Source organism: Paraburkholderia sabiae (assembly GCF_030412785.1).
In the GTDB taxonomy this organism is placed as follows: Bacteria; Pseudomonadota; Gammaproteobacteria; order Burkholderiales; family Burkholderiaceae; genus Paraburkholderia; species Paraburkholderia sabiae.
Genome location: NZ_CP125297.1, coordinates 30,225 through 48,183 on the forward strand (window position 1 = coordinate 30,225; position 17,959 = coordinate 48,183).

At 61.3% G+C, this 17,959-nt stretch carries 2 protein-coding genes and 3 pseudogenes; 1 reads left to right on the forward strand and 4 read right to left on the reverse strand.

Going from position 1 to position 17,959, the window contains the following annotated elements:
* Positions 1 to 47 precede the first annotated feature (47 nt).
* On the reverse strand, positions 48 to 14,150 hold the full coding sequence (locus QEN71_RS39930) for a non-ribosomal peptide synthetase (protein ID WP_290468289.1): 14,103 nt from the start codon (positions 14,148 to 14,150) through the stop codon (positions 48 to 50).
* A gap of 482 nt (positions 14,151 to 14,632) precedes the next feature.
* Positions 14,633 to 15,714 (reverse strand): annotated as a pseudogene (locus QEN71_RS39935) (IS5 family transposase).
* A 92-nt stretch (positions 15,715 to 15,806) separates the two neighbouring features.
* Here QEN71_RS39935 and QEN71_RS39940 point away from each other — a divergent pair.
* Positions 15,807 to 16,437, forward strand: a pseudogene (locus QEN71_RS39940) (helix-turn-helix domain-containing protein); the annotation flags it as partial.
* A 20-nt stretch (positions 16,438 to 16,457) separates the two neighbouring features.
* On the opposite strand, the pseudogene QEN71_RS39945 reads toward QEN71_RS39940, so the two are convergent.
* Positions 16,458 to 16,631: pseudogene (locus QEN71_RS39945) on the reverse strand (IS5/IS1182 family transposase); the annotation flags it as partial.
* Between the two features lie 496 nt (positions 16,632 to 17,127).
* Entirely contained in the window at positions 17,128 to 17,514 is a 387-nt protein-coding gene (locus tag QEN71_RS39950; RefSeq protein WP_201662464.1) for an ectoine synthase, read from the reverse strand.
* Positions 17,515 to 17,959 lie beyond the last annotated feature (445 nt).

The window sequence follows — 17,959 nt, forward strand, 5'->3', positions numbered from 1 at the left end:
TGACGCTATGCACCTGCTGCATCATCTGTTGGCGAAAACTGGAGAACTCATTTTGTTAACGCCTGTAAGGCCGTTGAGATCGCTCGACCCAAAACTTCGCGGTTCTCCCGGACATTCATCATAGTCACGTGGTCGCCTGGAATTGGCACGGCATGAATGGCCTCCGCACTTAAAATCCGGTCCCAACCCCGCAAAGGCGAAATTGCTTCTGGAGCTAGTGGAGTTATTCGAGAACGAGTCCGACTGCTAAAAGGCCGGGCCGCATAGAATTGGTGTATCTCAACTGGAAGGGACGGAACTTGATAGCAGCCCAGCGCCCGTCGGAACTGAGTGGCCTTTTCATATGTCACAATGTCATTGCGGAGATCACGATCCAGCGGGATCGCCCCAATTTTCTGAGCCTTTTCAAGCAGTCGGGAAATTGAACTTTGTCCAGCGAAGCGGTTGAGGATTTCGAACTTCTCGTCATTCAATTCGAGAGACTCCAACACTACTTCTTTTATCATTTGGGTGGGTGATGTCCTTGATAGATCTGCAAATAACACAACGTCAATGAGGCCGATGAAGGAAACAGTTTCGTTGAGGTTTAGTAGCTGCTGCGCAATTGCATAAGCCAAGTTTCCTCCTGACGAATATCCAGACAACCGATATGGACCTCGCGGTTGGATCTCGCGAATCGCCAAGCTCGCTTGCGAGGCGATCTCCTGAAGACTTGGAAATTGAAATGCACTGAATTGCGGCCATGGCAAAGCGTAGACAGAGCAGTCGGCACCCATTTCGTGCACCAAACTGGGGACATAAGAGCAATCGCCCAAACCTGTAGGAACAAAGAACACCGTTGGCCGCGATCCGATTTCTCGGACACAAATCGCTCTCACACAGCTGGGCTGTGGTGCCAAACGAACTTTCGATGCAACTTCCTTCAGAAGGGGGGCTTGGAAGAGGTCGGCGGCGCTGAACTTGAGCCCGAGATCGACTGCGCGACTGAGCAGTTGTACCGCGAGGAGCGAGTGGCCGCCGAGCTCGAAGAAGTTGTCGTGGCGTCCGACCCGCTCCAGCCCTAGAAGCTCGGCCCAGATCTCTGCCAGCGCCGTTTCGACTGCGCCCTGCGGCGCCTCATAGGCCGACCGCGCATAGGCATCGTCAGCCGGCGCCGGCAGTGCCTTGCGGTCGAGCTTGCCGTTCACCGTCAGCGGCAACTCCGATAGCCGCATGAACGCCGACGGCACCATGTAGTCCGGCAGCCGCGTACTCAGGTGCGCGCGCAACGTGTTGGCAAGCTCAGGGCCATCCAGCTCATCCGATCGAGCTTCGGGCGCACACACCACATAGGCGATAAGATGCCTGTCGCCGGCGCGGTTCTGTCGCGCCACCACCACCGCCTCGCGCACAAAGGCGTGCTCGCCAAGCCGCGCCGCGATCTCGCCCGGCTCGATGCGGTAGCCCCGGATCTTGACCTGGTCGTCATTGCGGCCCAGGAACTCCAGATTGCCGTCCGGCAGGTACCGCCCCAGGTCCCCCGTGCGGTACAGCCGATCGCCCTCCACAAAGGGACTGGCGATGAACCGCTCGGCAGTCAGCTCGGGGCGGTTCAGATAGCCCCGCGCGACCCCCGCCCCGCCAATATAAAGCTCGCCCACCGCACCAAACGGCACCGGCGCGCCATGACGGTCCAGCAGATAAACCCGCGTGTTCGAAATCGGACGGCCGATCGGGACCACTGATCCATTAAAATCAGCCGGACAATTCCAGACTGTCGCGCAGACTGTTGTTTCGGTCGGGCCATAAGCGTTGACAATTGATGCCGGGACCAGACTTTGGATGAGTTCAGCTTTCGGAAGCTCTCCAGCAAGAATGAGAACTTGCGAAGCCAAATATTCCAGATTCTTGCTTGTCTGCAGCAATGCTGGGGGTAACGTCGCATGCGTGATGTGTTCGCTTCGAAGATAATCCGATAGCTTGTTATTCGCTTGACGTATCTCGTCCGCAGGCAAGTGCAATGCGGCTCCAGAGCCAAACGCCATAAGAAGCTCCCAAGCGCTTGCATCAAACCCAATGGATGCAAACTGCGCCACTCGGCTGGTGGAAGAAGCGCCAAAAAGACCGACCTGTGCCAACACCAGATTGACCAGCCCCCGATGCTGGACCATGACGCCTTTCGGGTTTCCGGTTGAGCCTGAGGTGTAGATCACATAGGCCAGATGGCGCGAGGTCAGGCCGAGCGCGCGCGGGTCCGGATCGGAGAACGGCAGGTTCGCCCACTCCGGCGTGGCCGTCTCCAGATCGACCGCTATCACATCAGTCACCACCTCGGGGCCAAGTGCGGCGCGGCCGGCCACATCGCAAAGCAGCAGCTGCGGAGCGGCATCGCCCAGCACCTGGCGCAGCCGCTGAGACGGATAGGCCGGATCCAGCGGTAGATAGGCGCCGCCCGCTTTCAGGATTGCCAAGAGCCCCACCACCATCGCCGGGCTGCGCTTCACGCAGATCGCCACCGGCTGATCCGGCCTGACTCCGAGTGCGACCAGATGATGGGCCAGCCGGTTGGCCCGCGCGTTGAGCTCCCCATAGCTCAGTCTCTCGTTCTCATGCACCACCGCCGTCGCCTCCGGCGCCTTTTGCACCTGCGCCTCGAACAGCTCATGGATGCACCGCTCCGACGGATACGCCGCTGCCGTCCGGTTCAGCTCCTCCAACAGATAGTTGCGCTCCGCCGCCGGCAGGATATCGAGCTCTCGCACCGGCGTCGTGGGGGCATGCTCCAGCGCCTCCGCGAGTTGCTCGAGCGCCCGCTGCATATAGCCGCAGACCCGATCCGCAGAGACAGGCTTCGCCAACTGCGCCGTTAGGCCGAGCGCTTCGCCATAATCCTCGACCGACAGGCTCACGGGATAGTTGGTGCGCTCCTCGCCGCCGAGCCATGCCACGCCCGACAGGACATCATCCATTCCGGAGCCGGGCGTGGCCGCCGGCCTGTTATGGCGATAGTTCAACAGCGCACTGAACAGCGGCGCCGGCGCCGCAACGCCGCTGTAGCGTTGCGCCAGCGCCAGGGAGGCATGCTCGTGCGCCAGCAGCTCGGAAAGCTGCGCGTGCGTGCTGCGCACGCTCGCCGCAACCCCGGTCTCGTCCAAGGCAAGCCGCACGGGAAGGGTGTTGATGAACAGGCCCATTGACCTGTCTGCGCCCGCACCCGCGTACGACCGGCCCGACAGCACCGTGCCGAATACCACTTGCTCTCGGCCGCTGCTGCGCGCCACCACCTGCCCCCAAGCCAGGTGGCACAGGCTGGCCAAGCTCACCCCGAGCCGCCGCGCTTGTTCGCGCAGCCGCTCGTTGAGGGCCTGCGGCAGCATCCAATGCGCCTCTCCGGCGCCGCTGCCGTCGCCGTAGACCTCGCTTAGCCCGAACGGCATGGTCGGCTCGTCGATGTCGGCCAGCAGTCCTCGGAAGAACTCTTCATGCGCCCTGGTATCAGCTGCAAGACGCGCCTGGGCCACCAGATTACGAAATGGCACCGGGGCGGCCAGTTCATAGGCCCGCCCTGCTAGTATGGCCCGCACCTCGGCATGCATCACTTCCAGCGTCGTGTGGTCCCCGATCAAATGATGCTGCAGCTCCAGCAGCAGCCAGCTACCGCTGCCGGGATCGCGCGCGGTCACAAACCGTAACAAGGGTGCCCGGTCAAGATTTATGCGCTGCCGGCGTGGATCAAATCGGCGCCAGAGCTCATCGGCGCCGGAACCATCACAGCCATCCAGCTCCACCTCGCTCACCTCCAGCGAGGCACGACGCCACACCACCTGGGCCGGGCTCGACAGTCCCTCCCAGACAAAGGCTGTGCGCAGGATGTCGTGCCGGTCCACCACTTGCTGAACTGCACTAAGATAGCGCTCCAATAAGCTACGGTGGGCAAATGCCATCTGCGACACCAGCAGATAGGGATCGCCCCGGCTAGCCAGCAGATGATGGAAAAGGATGCCCTCCTGCAGCGGCGACAGCGCATAAATGTCCTGGATGTTGCGGACGCCACCAGGCACCGTGGCGACGATCCGGTCGATCTCCGGTTGGGCCAGCTCGGTCAGCGGCAGCATCTGCGGCGTGATCGCCGTGTTCTGCTCGGTGAGCAGGCTGGCAGGCACCGCCACCTCATGCGGACGGCCAAGGCTTGCCGCAAGATCGCCCAGCACCGGCCTGGCGAACAGCGTCGACAGCGGCAGTTCGACCCCAGCAGCCTGCGACAGCCGGCTCGACACCTGTACCGCGAGGAGCGAGTGGCCGCCGAGCTCGAAGAAGTTGTCGTGGCGTCCGACCCGCTCCAGCCCTAGAAGCTCGGCCCAGATCTCTGCCAGCGCCGTTTCGACTGCGCCCTGCGGCGCCTCATAGGCCGACCGCGCATAGGCATCGTCAGCCGGCGCCGGCAGTGCCTTGCGGTCGAGCTTGCCGTTCACCGTCAGCGGCAACTCCGATAGCCGCATGAACGCCGACGGCACCATGTAGTCCGGCAGCCGCGTACTCAGGTGCGCGCGCAACGTGTTGGCAAGCTCAGGGCCATCCAGCTCATCCGATCGAGCTTCGGGCGCACACACCACATAGGCGATAAGATGCCTGTCGCCGGCGCGGTTCTGTCGCGCCACCACCACCGCCTCGCGCACAAAGGCGTGCTCGCCAAGCCGCGCCGCGATCTCGCCCGGCTCGATGCGGTAGCCCCGGATCTTGACCTGGTCGTCATTGCGGCCCAGGAACTCCAGATTGCCGTCCGGCAGGTACCGCCCCAGGTCCCCCGTGCGGTACAGCCGATCGCCCTCCACAAAGGGACTGGCGATGAACCGCTCGGCAGTCAGCTCGGGGCGGTTCAGATAGCCCCGCGCGACCCCCGCCCCGCCAATATAAAGCTCGCCCACCGCACCAAACGGCACCGGCGCGCCATGACGGTCCAGCAGATAAACCCGCGTGTTCGAAATCGGACGGCCGATCGGGACCACTGATCCATTAAAATCAGCCGGACAATTCCAGGCCGTTACGTCAATAGCAGCTTCCGTGGGACCATATAGATTGTGCAGACCGGTCCAAGGTAATACGCACCGAACCTTCTGCGTGAGGGAAGCAGAAAGCGCCTCACCACTACACACGAGACGCTGCAGGGAGGTGCAGCGATCAACGCCCTTCGTGTCCATGAAGCTGGCCAGCATGGATGGTACAAAGTGTGCGGTGGTGATGCGTTGGCCGATTATCAGGTTTACAAGCGCATCCGGGTCTTTGTGTACACCAGGAACCGCCAGCACCAAGGTTGCCCCTTCAAGCAAGGTCCAGAACAATTCCCAGGCGGAGACATCGAAGCTAAACGGGGTCTTCTGCAAGACGACATCAGCCGTATTGAGTGCATAGGCCTTTTGCATCCAGATCAGGCGATTAACGATAGCCCGATGCTCACTCTGTGCTCCCTTGGGCGTGCCGGTTGAGCCTGAGGTATAGATCACATAGGCCAGATGGCGCGAGGTCAGGCCGAGCGCACGCGGGTCCGGATCGGAGAACGGCAGGTTCGCCCACTCCGGCGTGGCCGTCTCCAGATCGACCGCTATCACATCAGTCACCACCTCGGGGCCAAGTGCGGCGCGGCCGGCCACATCGCAAAGCAGCAGCTGCGGAGCGGCATCGCCCAGCACCTGGCGCAGCCGCTGAGACGGATAGGCCGGATCCAGCGGTAGATAGGCGCCGCCCGCTTTCAGGATTGCCAAGAGCCCCACCACCATCGCCGGGCTGCGCTTCACGCAGATCGCCACCGGCTGATCCGGCCTGACTCCGAGTGCGACCAGATGATGGGCCAGCCGGTTGGCCCGCGCGTTGAGCTCCCCATAGCTCAGTCTCTCGTTCTCATGCACCACCGCCGTCGCCTCCGGCGCCTTTTGCACCTGCGCCTCGAACAGCTCATGGATGCACCGCTCCGACGGATACGCCGCTGCCGTCCGGTTCAGTTCCTCCAGCAGATAGTTGCGCTCCGCCGCCGGCAGGATGTCGATGCGCTCCACCGGCTGCCCCACGTCCGCAACCATCGCCCGCAGCAGCGCCAGCAGATAACCACGCTGCCGCTCGATCGTCGCCTGATCAAAAAGTGCCGTGGCATAGTTCAGTGTTCCAGCGATCTCCTCGCCATGCTCGCTAAGGCTCAGCTCCAGATCGAACTTGACCTGATCGAGCCCGTCGGCAGCCTCCACACTCAGCCCGGGAAAGTCGAACGACGGACCTGCGTGGTTCTCCCAAGCCAACATCACCTGGAACAATGGCGTGTGGTCAAGCGCCCGGGGCGGCCGCACGATCTCCACCACCTGCTCGAACGGCAGGTCCTGATGCTCCTGCGCAGCCAGCGTCGTGCGCCGCGTCCGCTCCAGAAGCGTCGCCACGTCCGGCCCGCCCGACAGGTCCACCCGGAGCGCCAAGGTGTTGACGAAGAAGCCGATCAACTCTTCGATCTCCCGGCGACCCCGATTGGCACTCGGCACCCCGATCACAAGGTCGTCCTGCCCCGACAGCCGGGACAGCACCGCAGCCCATGCCGCCAGCACCGTCATGAACAACGTCGTGCCATGCTGCCGGCTCCGCCGCTTCAAGTCCCGCGTCAGATCCACATCGATGACAACAGGAACACTGGCTCCGGCAAACGACTGCTGGGCTGGCCGCGCACGGTCCGTCGGCAACGCGAGCATGGACGGCGCGCCTGAAAGGGCCTTGCGCCAGTACTGCGCCTGCTTCTGCAGCCGTTCCCCCGACAGCCATTGGCGTTGCCAGGCGGCATAATCCGGATACTGGACCGCCAGCGGCGGCAAAGGATCGTCCTGTCCACCCTCGAACGCCCGATAAAGCTGACTGAGTTCACGCACCAACACGCCCATCGACCAGCCGTCCGAGATGATGTGATGCTGGGTCAGCAGGAAGACGTGTTCCTCATCCGACATCCGCACCAGACGCCCGCGGATCAGCGGCCCGCGCGCAAGATCAAACGGCGTGCGTTCCTCTTCATGGCACAGATCCGAAAGTGCCGCTTCCGTATCCGCCCTCTGCCGTAGATCGTGCTCAGACACCGGCAGTCCCGCATCCGGCGGCAGGATCTCAACCCGTGGCTTGGCCTGCGGCGCGACAAAGACACTGCGCAGCGCCTCGTGACGCGCAAACAAACGGTCAAGGCTGCGCTGCCAGGCGCTGCGGTCGAGCACCCCGCGCAGCCGCAAGGCTAGCGGAACGTGATAGTGCGTGCTGCCTTCGTCCAGCTGTGCCAGAAACCACAATCGCTGCTGCGCAAACGACAACTCAAGCGGCTCGTGACGCGATACGGCCACAATCGCCGGCAGGTGTTGGGGGGCGGAGCGGCTCAATACCTCGACGATCCTTGCCGCAAGATCGCCCAGCACCGGCCTGGCGAACAGCGTCGACAGCGGCAGTTCGACCCCAACAGCCTGCGACAGCCGGCTCGACACCTGTACCGCGAGGAGCGAGTGGCCGCCGAGTTCGAAGAAGTTGTCGTGGCGTCCGACCCGCTCCAGCCCTAGAAGCTCGGCCCAGATCTCTGCCAGCGCCGTTTCGACTGCGCCCTGCGGCGCCTCATAGGCCGACCGCGCATAGGCATCGTCAGCCGGCGCCGGCAGTGCCTTGCGGTCGAGCTTGCCGTTCACCGTCAGCGGCAACTCCGATAGCCGCATGAACGCCGACGGCACCATGTAGTCCGGCAGCCGCGTACTCAGGTGCGCGCGCAACGTGTTGGCAAGCTCAGGGCCATCCAGCTCATCCGATCGAGCTTCGGGCGCACACACCACATAGGCGATAAGATGCCTGTCGCCGGCGCGGTTCTGTCGCGCCACCACCACCGCCTCGCGCACAAAGGCGTGCTCGCCAAGCCGCGCCGCGATCTCGCCCGGCTCGATGCGGTAGCCCCGGATCTTGACCTGGTCGTCATTGCGGCCCAGGAACTCCAGATTGCCGTCCGGCAGGTACCGCCCCAGGTCCCCCGTGCGGTACAGCCGATCGCCCTCCACAAAGGGACTGGCGATGAACCGCTCGGCAGTCAGCTCGGGGCGGTTCAGATAGCCCCGCGCGACCCCCGCCCCGCCAATATAAAGCTCGCCCACCGCACCAAACGGCACCGGCGCGCCATGACGGTCCAGCAGATAAACCCGCGTGTTCGAAATCGGACGGCCGATCGGGACCACTGATCCATTAAAATCAGCCGGACAATTCCAGACTGTCGCGAAGGTCGTCGTCTCGGTCGGCCCGTAACAGTGAACGAGACGTACGGGGCCTTCTTCTTTCAGCAATCTCAGAAATGAGCGGAGATCATTGGGCTCCCCTCCACAGAGGAGGTACTTAAGTTGGGCTAACGTGGGAGCAATCGATGATGTAAATTGATTGAATAATGCTGTTGTTAGAAAAAGTGACGTCACCCGGTGCTGTTTAAGCGCCCGGGCAAAGCTGGAAGGATCTGCGACAGCTTGCATTGCAACAATGCAACCACCGTTAAGTAGCGGCGCCCACACTTCGAATGTGCTTGCGTCGAAGGCGGGATTGCTGGCCCATGCCACACGATCGCCCGCCTCGATCTTCGCATATGCATTGTTGATCACGAGCCGGTTGACAGCGCGATGAGGGACAAGAACTCCTTTGGGACGGCCGGTTGAGCCGGAGGTGTACTTTACGTATGCGGCAGCGTCAGCGGTCAACGCCAGGCCGGGATCGGAACTACATCCCGTTCCAACTATGAGCGGCTCAATAGCCAGAACTGGTATCGTCGCCTCAACCAGATTGTCACCGTCAATCTGGCCAAGCACCAGGCGGGCAGCACAGTCAGCCATCAGCCATTCCTGTCGCGCAGAGGGAAGGCCGCGGTCGATTGGTACGTACACTCCGCCCGTCTTCAGGATCGCCAGCTGCGCCACCACAAGAGCGACGGAGCGGTCAAGCACTGTCGCAATGCTATCTCCCGGCCTGACTCCGAGTGCGACCAGATGATGGGCCAGCCGGTTGGCCCGCGCGTTGAGCTCCCCATAGCTCAGTCTCTCGTTCTCATGCACCACCGCCGTCGCCTCCGGCGCCTTTTGCACCTGCGCCTCGAACAGCTCATGGATGCACCGCTCCGACGGATACGCCGCTGCCGTCCGGTTCAGTTCCTCCAGCAGATAGTTGCGCTCCGCCGCCGGCAGGATGTCGATGCGCTCCACCGGCTGCCCCACGTCCGCAACCATCGCCCGCAGCAGCGCCAGCAGATAACCACGCTGCCGCTCGATCGTCGCCTGATCAAAAAGTGCCGTGGCATAGTTCAGTGTTCCAGCGATCTCCTCGCCATGCTCGCTAAGGCTCAGCTCCAGATCGAACTTGACCTGATCGAGCCCGTCGGCAGCCTCCACACTCAGCCCGGGAAAGTCGAACGACGGACCTGCGTGGTTCTCCCAAGCCAACATCACCTGGAACAATGGCGTGTGGTCAAGCGCCCGGGGCGGCCGCACGATCTCCACCACCTGCTCGAACGGCAGGTCCTGATGCTCCTGCGCAGCCAGCGTCGTGCGCCGCGTCCGCTCCAGAAGCGTCGCCACGTCCGGCCCGCCCGACAGGTCCACCCGGAGCGCCAAGGTGTTGACGAAGAAGCCGATCAACTCTTCGATCTCCCGGCGACCCCGATTGGCACTCGGCACCCCGATCACAAGGTCGTCCTGCCCCGACAGCCGGGACAGCACCGCAGCCCATGCCGCCAGCACCGTCATGAACAACGTCGTGCCATGCTGCCGGCTCCGCCGCTTCAAGTCCCGCGTCAGATCCACATCGATGACAACAGGAACACTGGCTCCGGCAAACGACTGCTGGGCTGGCCGCGCACGGTCCGTCGGCAACGCGAGCATGGACGGCGCGCCTGAAAGGGCCTTGCGCCAGTACTGCGCCTGCTTCTGCAGCCGTTCCCCCGACAGCCATTGGCGTTGCCAGGCGGCATAATCCGGATACTGGACCGCCAGCGGCGGCAAAGGATCGTCCTGTCCACCCTCGAACGCCCGATAAAGCTGACTGAGTTCACGCACCAACACGCCCATCGACCAGCCGTCCGAGATGATGTGATGCTGGGTCAGCAGGAAGACGTGTTCCTCATCCGACATCCGCACCAGACGCCCGCGGATCAGCGGCCCGCGCGCAAGATCAAACGGCGTGCGTTCCTCTTCATGGCACAGATCCGAAAGTGCCGCTTCCGTATCCGCCCTCTGCCGTAGATCGTGCTCAGACACCGGCAGTCCCGCATCCGGCGGCAGGATCTCAACCCGTGGCTTGGCCTGCGGCGCGACAAAGACACTGCGCAGCGCCTCGTGACGCGCAAACAAACGGTCAAGGCTGCGCTGCCAGGCGCTGCGGTCGAGCACCCCGCGCAGCCGCAAGGCTAGCGGAACGTGATAGTGCGTGCTGCCTTCGTCCAGCTGTGCCAGAAACCACAATCGCTGCTGCGCAAACGACAACTCAAGCGGCTCGTGACGCGATACGGCCACAATCGCCGGCAGGTGTTGGGGGGCGGAGCGGCTCAATACCTCGACGATCCTTGCCGCAAGATCGCCCAGCACCGGCCTGGCGAACAGCGTCGACAGCGGCAGTTCGACCCCAACAGCCTGCGACAGCCGGCTCGACACCTGTACCGCGAGGAGCGAGTGGCCGCCGAGTTCGAAGAAGTTGTCGTGGCGTCCGACCCGCTCCAGCCCTAGAAGCTCGGCCCAGATCTCTGCCAGCGCCGTTTCGACTGCGCCCTGCGGCGCCTCATAGGCCGACCGCGCATAGGCATCGTCAGCCGGCGCCGGCAGTGCCTTGCGGTCGAGCTTGCCGTTCACCGTCAGCGGCAACTCCGATAGCCGCATGAACGCCGACGGCACCATGTAGTCCGGCAGCCGCGTACTCAGGTGCGCGCGCAACGTGTTGGCAAGCTCAGGGCCATCCAGCTCATCCGATCGAGCTTCGGGCGCACACACCACATAGGCGATAAGATGCCTGTCGCCGGCGCGGTTCTGTCGCGCCACCACCACCGCCTCGCGCACAAAGGCGTGCTCGCCAAGCCGCGCCGCGATCTCGCCCGGCTCGATGCGGTAGCCCCGGATCTTGACCTGGTCGTCATTGCGGCCCAGGAACTCCAGATTGCCGTCCGGCAGGTACCGCCCCAGGTCCCCCGTGCGGTACAGCCGATCGCCCTCCACAAAGGGACTGGCGATGAACCGCTCGGCAGTCAGCTCGGGGCGGTTCAGATAGCCCCGCGCGACCCCCGCCCCGCCAATATAAAGCTCGCCCACCGCACCAAACGGCACCGGCGCGCCATGACGGTCCAGCAGATAAACCCGCGTGTTCCAAATCGGACGGCCGACGGGGGGCAACTGGGGCCAACATGAGGGGTCGGCTGCAAGGTGGTGCTCGGCAACGACACTGATTTCTGTGGACCCGTATTGATTGATCAATCTCGCCTTTGGATGCGCTTCGAAGAAGGTCCTAAGCAGTGGAGTGGACTGAAGTTGCTCACCCGCTGTATAAATCTCCCTTAAAGAGGGCAGTTTTACTTGCTGCGCGCCCGAGACCTCCGCAAAATGGTTCAATGCTACGAATGGGAGGAAAAGTCGCTCGATCGCCTCCCTTTCCATGAATTCGAGCAAGTCGGAGAAGTGCCTGCGGGTCGCTTCCCGCACAAGTACGAGCAGTCCACCGTCCTTCCAACAAATGAACATTTCCTGACAGGACACATCGAAGTTCAGAGTAGCGAATTGAAGTGTGCATCGTTTTGACGTGCCAACCCCCGCGAGCGAATTCACAAGCGCGCCGTGGGACATTTCTACACCCTTTGGCGCTCCGGTTGAACCGGAGGTGTAGATGACATAGGCGAGATGGCGCGATGTGAGGCCAAGCGTGCGCGGCTCTGGGTCCGAAGGCGGCCGCTCGCCCCAGACCGGGGTGGCACTATCTAGATCGACAACGCTGACATCGGCCACAGTCTCGGCGCCCAATGCGGTTCGACCGGCGGCATCGCAAAGCAGCAGTTGCGGCGCGGCATCGTCGACTATCTTCCGCAGGCGCACCGACGGATAAGCCGCATCGAGCGGCAAATAGGCCGCCCCCGCCTTCAGGATCGCCAAAACACCAACCACCATTGCCAGGCCGCGTTCCAAGCAGATCGCCACCAGCTGGTCCGGCTTGACGCCGAGGAAGATCAGATGATGCGCTAGCCGGTTGGCCCGCGAGTTGAGTTCACCATAGCTCAGTCTCTCGTTCTCATGGACCACCGCCACCGCCTCCGGCGCCTTCTGCGCCTGCGCCTCGAACAGCTCATGGATGCACCACTCCGACGGATACGCCGCTTCCGTCCGGTTCAGATCCTCCAGTAGATACGTGCGTTCGTCGTCCGGGAGAATGTTTATGCGGCCGACCGGCTTCCCCGCATCGGCCATCACACCATTTAACAAAGTCTGCAAATGCTGTGTCATTCGGCCGATCTGCCTCGGCGCTAATCGACTGGCATCAAAATGCCAGCGGAAGCGCCCATCGAGAGCGCAAACTTCAAAGGTCAGCAAATCGCCGCATAGGGCCCGGCCAGTTCCGTGACTCGCCATCAGATCGCCAGCCACCGAAGAGCTCTCTGTCGTGAGAGTGATGCCAATCGGCCAGGGGCGGTGCGAGCGCAGCGCCTCCACACCTCGCAAGACCGGACAACGCGCGATAATATCCCGGGCAAAGCTACCGTGCGCCCTCAACTGAGCGAATTCGGCAGCTACGGTTTTGAGCACCTCTTCAAAATCACTAGCAAGCTCAATGGTCACTTCCATCGGAACGACAGAGGAGATCAACACCTCCATCGCTTTGGACCCAGTTTGCGGTTCATACAATGCAGGCGTCCAGCCCAGTTGAAGCTCTGTTTCTCCCGTGATGCGGGCGAGATAGATCAGCCAAGCCGTTGCCAGATATTCCGAGCGATCGAGTGGGGACAGTTTAGCCAAAGCACTTGGACTGAACCACGAACTCGACTGCCATCCGGGCGGCGCCGCAGCCACGGACGATGACAGGAAAGGAGGATCCAATGTTCTAAACTGTTCGAGCCGCTGCCGCCAAAAATCCTCCAGCGGCGCCAGCAATTCATGGATGACAGTTATGCTCCGCGCCTGTTCGTCGCTCAAGATCGGAAGGCGACTTCCTTCATCCACCTTGAAGTGTCTGGCGAGGGCTCGCGCGTCCAGCATCTGCCCATCGAGTTCGCCAAAGCAAACATCGACATCCTCGGTGCCCGTCGCTACACGCCAATGGCTCGAGTGGACTTCGAGCAGGGATCCCGCTGGACTACTCGAGCTTCGGGCCAACACGTCCACGTTGCTGACTTTGACAGCCTGATCGCCTAGGAGAGCTTTGGGCAGACACATTGGATTTAGTTGATGTGGCGCAAAGCTTAGGGCTCGTGTCATCGCCGATATCTCTTGCGCGGATTGATCCCATCGCAGACAGCCTGCGGAATCGGGGCGTCGATGTCTCGGAAAGTAGCTTCTGTCCAGCACTGCCTGCGGATAGGCCAAAAGGTTCCCGTTCTTGACGCCAGTTAAGAGCTCGCGGAAGCCCTCGATCGCGGCTTCATTGCATTTAAGATTCAGGGTCAGTGCCGTATCGGTGGGCGCAATCAAAACCTGGCGCTGAACCACGACGTCACCGCTATCAACACCGTCATCGATCCAATGCCACGTGATGGCATATTCGGTCTCTTGCGCCAGCAGCGCCCAGGACGTGACGTGCACTCCCGCATATCGTGGCAATGGACCTTCGTGGTAATTAAAAGCACCTCGACGAACCCCCTCCAATAGATCCGCTGGCAATATGAATGGATTGGCGACTGAGAAGATCAAATCTACCGGCGCATCCTTCAAAAAAGATGCGAGCTCTTCAACGCTTGCGATGGACGGGATGTTCGAGCGAACAGCCCAATCGCGGAATACGCCGTCAGCACACAATGCTGCAGCAATGACGTGGCCCATCTGGATTGCGAGCTGCACGCAGCTGATAGCGAGCGTACCACTGCCGACAACGACGGTGGAGGAGATCGACCGCGCTTCAGGTAGCCCGTCCTGATCGCCCGGTTGGCAGACGCTTCCGCGCGCCGGAGTTACCAGATATGACATCTTCACCGCTCCTGCAGTCCATCCATCAAGCTGGGACCATGGGCATCGCTCCACGAAGCGACTCAAATCAGCCGCACTGGTTCGAATTTACGCGAGATAACCGTGCCGCGGTCGCCTGCGCAATACGCGGGTATTCGCGGTGGGTCTGAGTTTCCAGTGAGCGAGATCATCGAACACCTTCTCATCAGTTAATACGCCTTTATGGAGAAGACCATGCATGTCTCGTGCCAAAGGAGGAATCGTTGTTTGTCAGTGTGCTAGTGTTCCGAGTTCCAAGTTCGTTGAATTATTCGTTGCGTACTTTTGATGGACGGCACGTACTCCTAGCAGGCTGCTGAAGTACACTCGAGTTAAAGAGGCCCCGCTCTTATTACGCGACTCGCGTCGCAAGATTTTTCGCATCGTGCAGATTCAATGCGAATTCAACGTCCCTTTAAGCGTTTTGAGGCCAATTCCCGACCTCATTTCCGCGTTTTCCGTCACTACGGACGGACTTGTGCCAAGGATCGCAGGCGCACGAGGTTGTATGCTGCCATGTTCAACACGAACATCTGATCCACCTTCTTCAACCCGCGCACCATCGCCTGGCGCATACGTCCCACGGTCTTCGCCCATCCAAAGCCTTGTTCGATCAGCTTGCGCTTTTGCTGGGAAATAGCGTAGCCCGCGCTCGAGGCAATCGTATCGGCCACCGCCGAACGCCGCCCCGAGGTGTTTTGCGCTACGTGCAGTGTGACCTTCATCTCGTAGCAGGCCTCGATGAATTCCTGTGCGTCGTAACCCTTGTCCGCGCCCAACGTGATCTCTGCGCCCGCATCCTGTAGTGCTTGCCGCGCGTCGTTGATCATGATCTTGGCCGCTTCACGCTCAGCATGCCCGTCAGCGCGCGTCACGCGCGCGTTGACCACCAGACCGTGCCGGTTATCGGTCAGCGTATGGCCCATGTATCGCAATTCGCTGCCCGTCTTGCCTTTCCGGTAGAGCCGCGCATCAGGATCGGTACCGGACTGATGCGTCTCGTTGCTGCGCTTGCTACCTTTAAAGTCGCCCGCGCTGCTGCCTTCGTCATCCTGATCGTCATCGTCCTTGCGGACGAAGCTCTTGTGTCCCGCCCACGCCTGGATCAGCGTGCCGTCTACGCTGAAGTGCTCGCCCGAGAGCAGATCCTTCTTCTGAGCGATGGCCACCACTTCGTTGAAGAATTCGATCACGGCATCGTGATTGATCAACCGCTCGCGGTTCTTCGTGAAGACCGTGGGCACCCACACCAAGTCATCCATTGCCAGGCCGATGAACCAACGAAACAGGAGGTTGTATTGCACCTGCTCCATGAATTGCCGCTCCGAGCGGATGCTGTAAAGCACCTGGATCAGCATCGCCCGCAACAGCTTCTCCGGCGCGATGCTCGGCCGTCCGCCTTTTATGTCGGCGAACAGCCATCCATCTTCGCGAGTGCTTCGTTCGCCATGACGCGAATCGCACGCAGCGGATGTGACGGCGGAATGAAGTCGTCCAGCTTGCGCATGGAAAACAGACTCTCGGTGAATGTGTCGGCGCCGCGCATAATCTCCATCGGGTAGTTGGTCTCCTTCTATCAACGCTTCACGAACCCTGCGCGATGACGCGTTTCAGCGGTACTTCCGCAGCCTGCTAGATGTGGCGAGGAGTGGAAGACCCAAGACGGCACTCGTGTTGAGTGAATCGGAGCGCGAACAGCTCAAAGCATCGACGATGCGGCGTAAGACTATGCAGGCGTTGGCATTGCGAGCCCGGATTTGCGTTGGCGTGTGCCGATGGCGGCGACAATATGACCGCTTCTGCAGAACTGCCAGTCACTCAACAAACCGTTTCGAAGAGGCGTACGCACGCTTCGTGGCTCATCGTCTGGATGGCTTGCTCGATGCGCCTCGTCCTAGTGCGCCGAGGACGATCGAGGGTTCGCATGTCGACGCGGTCATTGCGAAGATGCTGGAGTCCATGCCTGCCGGTGTGGGGCATTAGAGTACGCGCACGATCGCGCGCGAGATGAGCCTATTGCAGACCGCACTACCGCGAATCTGCCATGCATTCGGCCTCTAACCACATCGCCAGAAGAAGTTCAAGCTCTCACGCGATCCCTTGTTTGCAGACAAGGTGCGGCAATCGCACGCAGCCCATGCTGCCGCTCGCGCTGGGCATTGCCGAGCGACGTACCCACGACTGCATGCGCCACAGCACGACTGCCTTGTTCGCGGCACTGGACAGCGCGACGGGCGAGATAATCGGCGAGTTGCATAGGCATCAGTCTCTCGGCGCCCGGACGCCTCATAGGATCTGGATCAGCATAGCCCGCAACAACCTCTCCGGCGCGATGCTCGGCCGCCCGCCCTTTATGTCGGCTTCGTACATGTCGGCGAACAGCCGATCCATCTTCGGGAGTGCTTCGTTCGCCATGACGCGAATCGCACGCAGCGGATGTGACGGCGGAATGAAGTCGTCCAGCTAGCGCATGGAAAACAGACTCTCGGTGAATATGTCGGCGCCGCGCATAATCTCCATCGGGTAGTTGGGCTCCTTCTATCAACGCTTCACGAGCCCTGTGCGATGACGCGTTTCAGCGGTACTTCCGCAGCCTGCTAGAGGACGTCCTCGTTGACCGTGAGTCGCATCCAGCGCCTGCGGAGTAGTTGGCGCGCTGGCGCATTCCGGTGGCTCGAAGACTTTGACGATTCGCCAAAAGAACCACGACAAGTTTTCACCCGAGGTTCGAGTCCGTATGGTTCGGATAGTTCTGAATCACGCCAACGAGCATCCGTCGCGGTGTGCGGGGAACCTCAATTGCGGCCAATGGTTCGATTGACCAACAACCGACGCCTCCTCGAGTCCATCGCAAACATTCCCGCGGCCGAGGCCGGAGACGCGATGCCGGACAACCAAGCATAGCCGCATAACTCAACCAGATGGCCGCCTAGACAAGCCCGGGGGCGGTTCACGTTGCTTAATATGCCGAGCCTTTCGGGTCGTTGAGGTTGTGGCACTCGGTTCCGTCGAGAGGCGGGTTGAAGATACTAACGAGGATCATGTCCTTGTCCCGTCCCCCGCGCAGAAGATGCTTGTCATATTTGTCAAGCACATACATGTCGCCCTTGCGAAGGACGAAGACATTACCCTCCATGTCCTCTACCTCGCCCTCTCCGGCGATGCAGTAGCAAGCTTCGAGATGGTTACGGTATTGGAGAAGCGAGACCGTTTTAGCGCGCACTACGGTGTGGCAAAGGCTAAAGCCCATGCCGTCCTTAGCCGTAAGGAGGCGGTGGCTAGTACCATTTCCCCATTCGACGAAGTGATCGGTCGCTTCAACATCGTTCAGGCTACGCACAATCATATTGTTTGATCCCAGGAATAGAGGGCAAGTCATTATTGTGGAAGCGCGGAGAGCATTGTTCTGACCCAGAAGCGCGGCTTCCGCGCGCTCCCGAGCGCAAAGCCAAGGTGTGGCTTTGCACGGGGCAGGCAGGCAAGAAGCTGCCAAGCCATGTTTCCACTGCCATCGCTCCATTTCTTGACACGGCACCGTCCTGACCTAGCCGGGGAGCGGTAGCCCAATCTTGACAACCCAATCATGAGGTGAGAGACCTCGCCACGATACGCGCGCGGCGGCCATGGCAGCATCAGGATTGATCGAGCAAGTTTCATCTGAGCTCATGTCATCTGAACTGTTAGGAGTGGGTTGTTAGATTGTTATGGTCAACGGCCCCCCTTTCAAGCAACCGATGTGCCAACGACTTTCTGAAAACACTCCTTAGAAAACGATGCGCCTCCCGCCGCGC

Bases quoted from the DNA above. Each gene is read 5' to 3' on its own strand.
- QEN71_RS39930 (WP_290468289.1), bottom strand. From the start codon at position 14,150: ATGTCATATCTGGTAACTCCGGCGCGCGGAAGCGTCTGCCAACCGGGC.
- QEN71_RS39950 (WP_201662464.1), bottom strand. From the start codon at position 17,514: ATGATTGTGCGTAGCCTGAACGATGTTGAAGCGACCGATCACTTCGTC.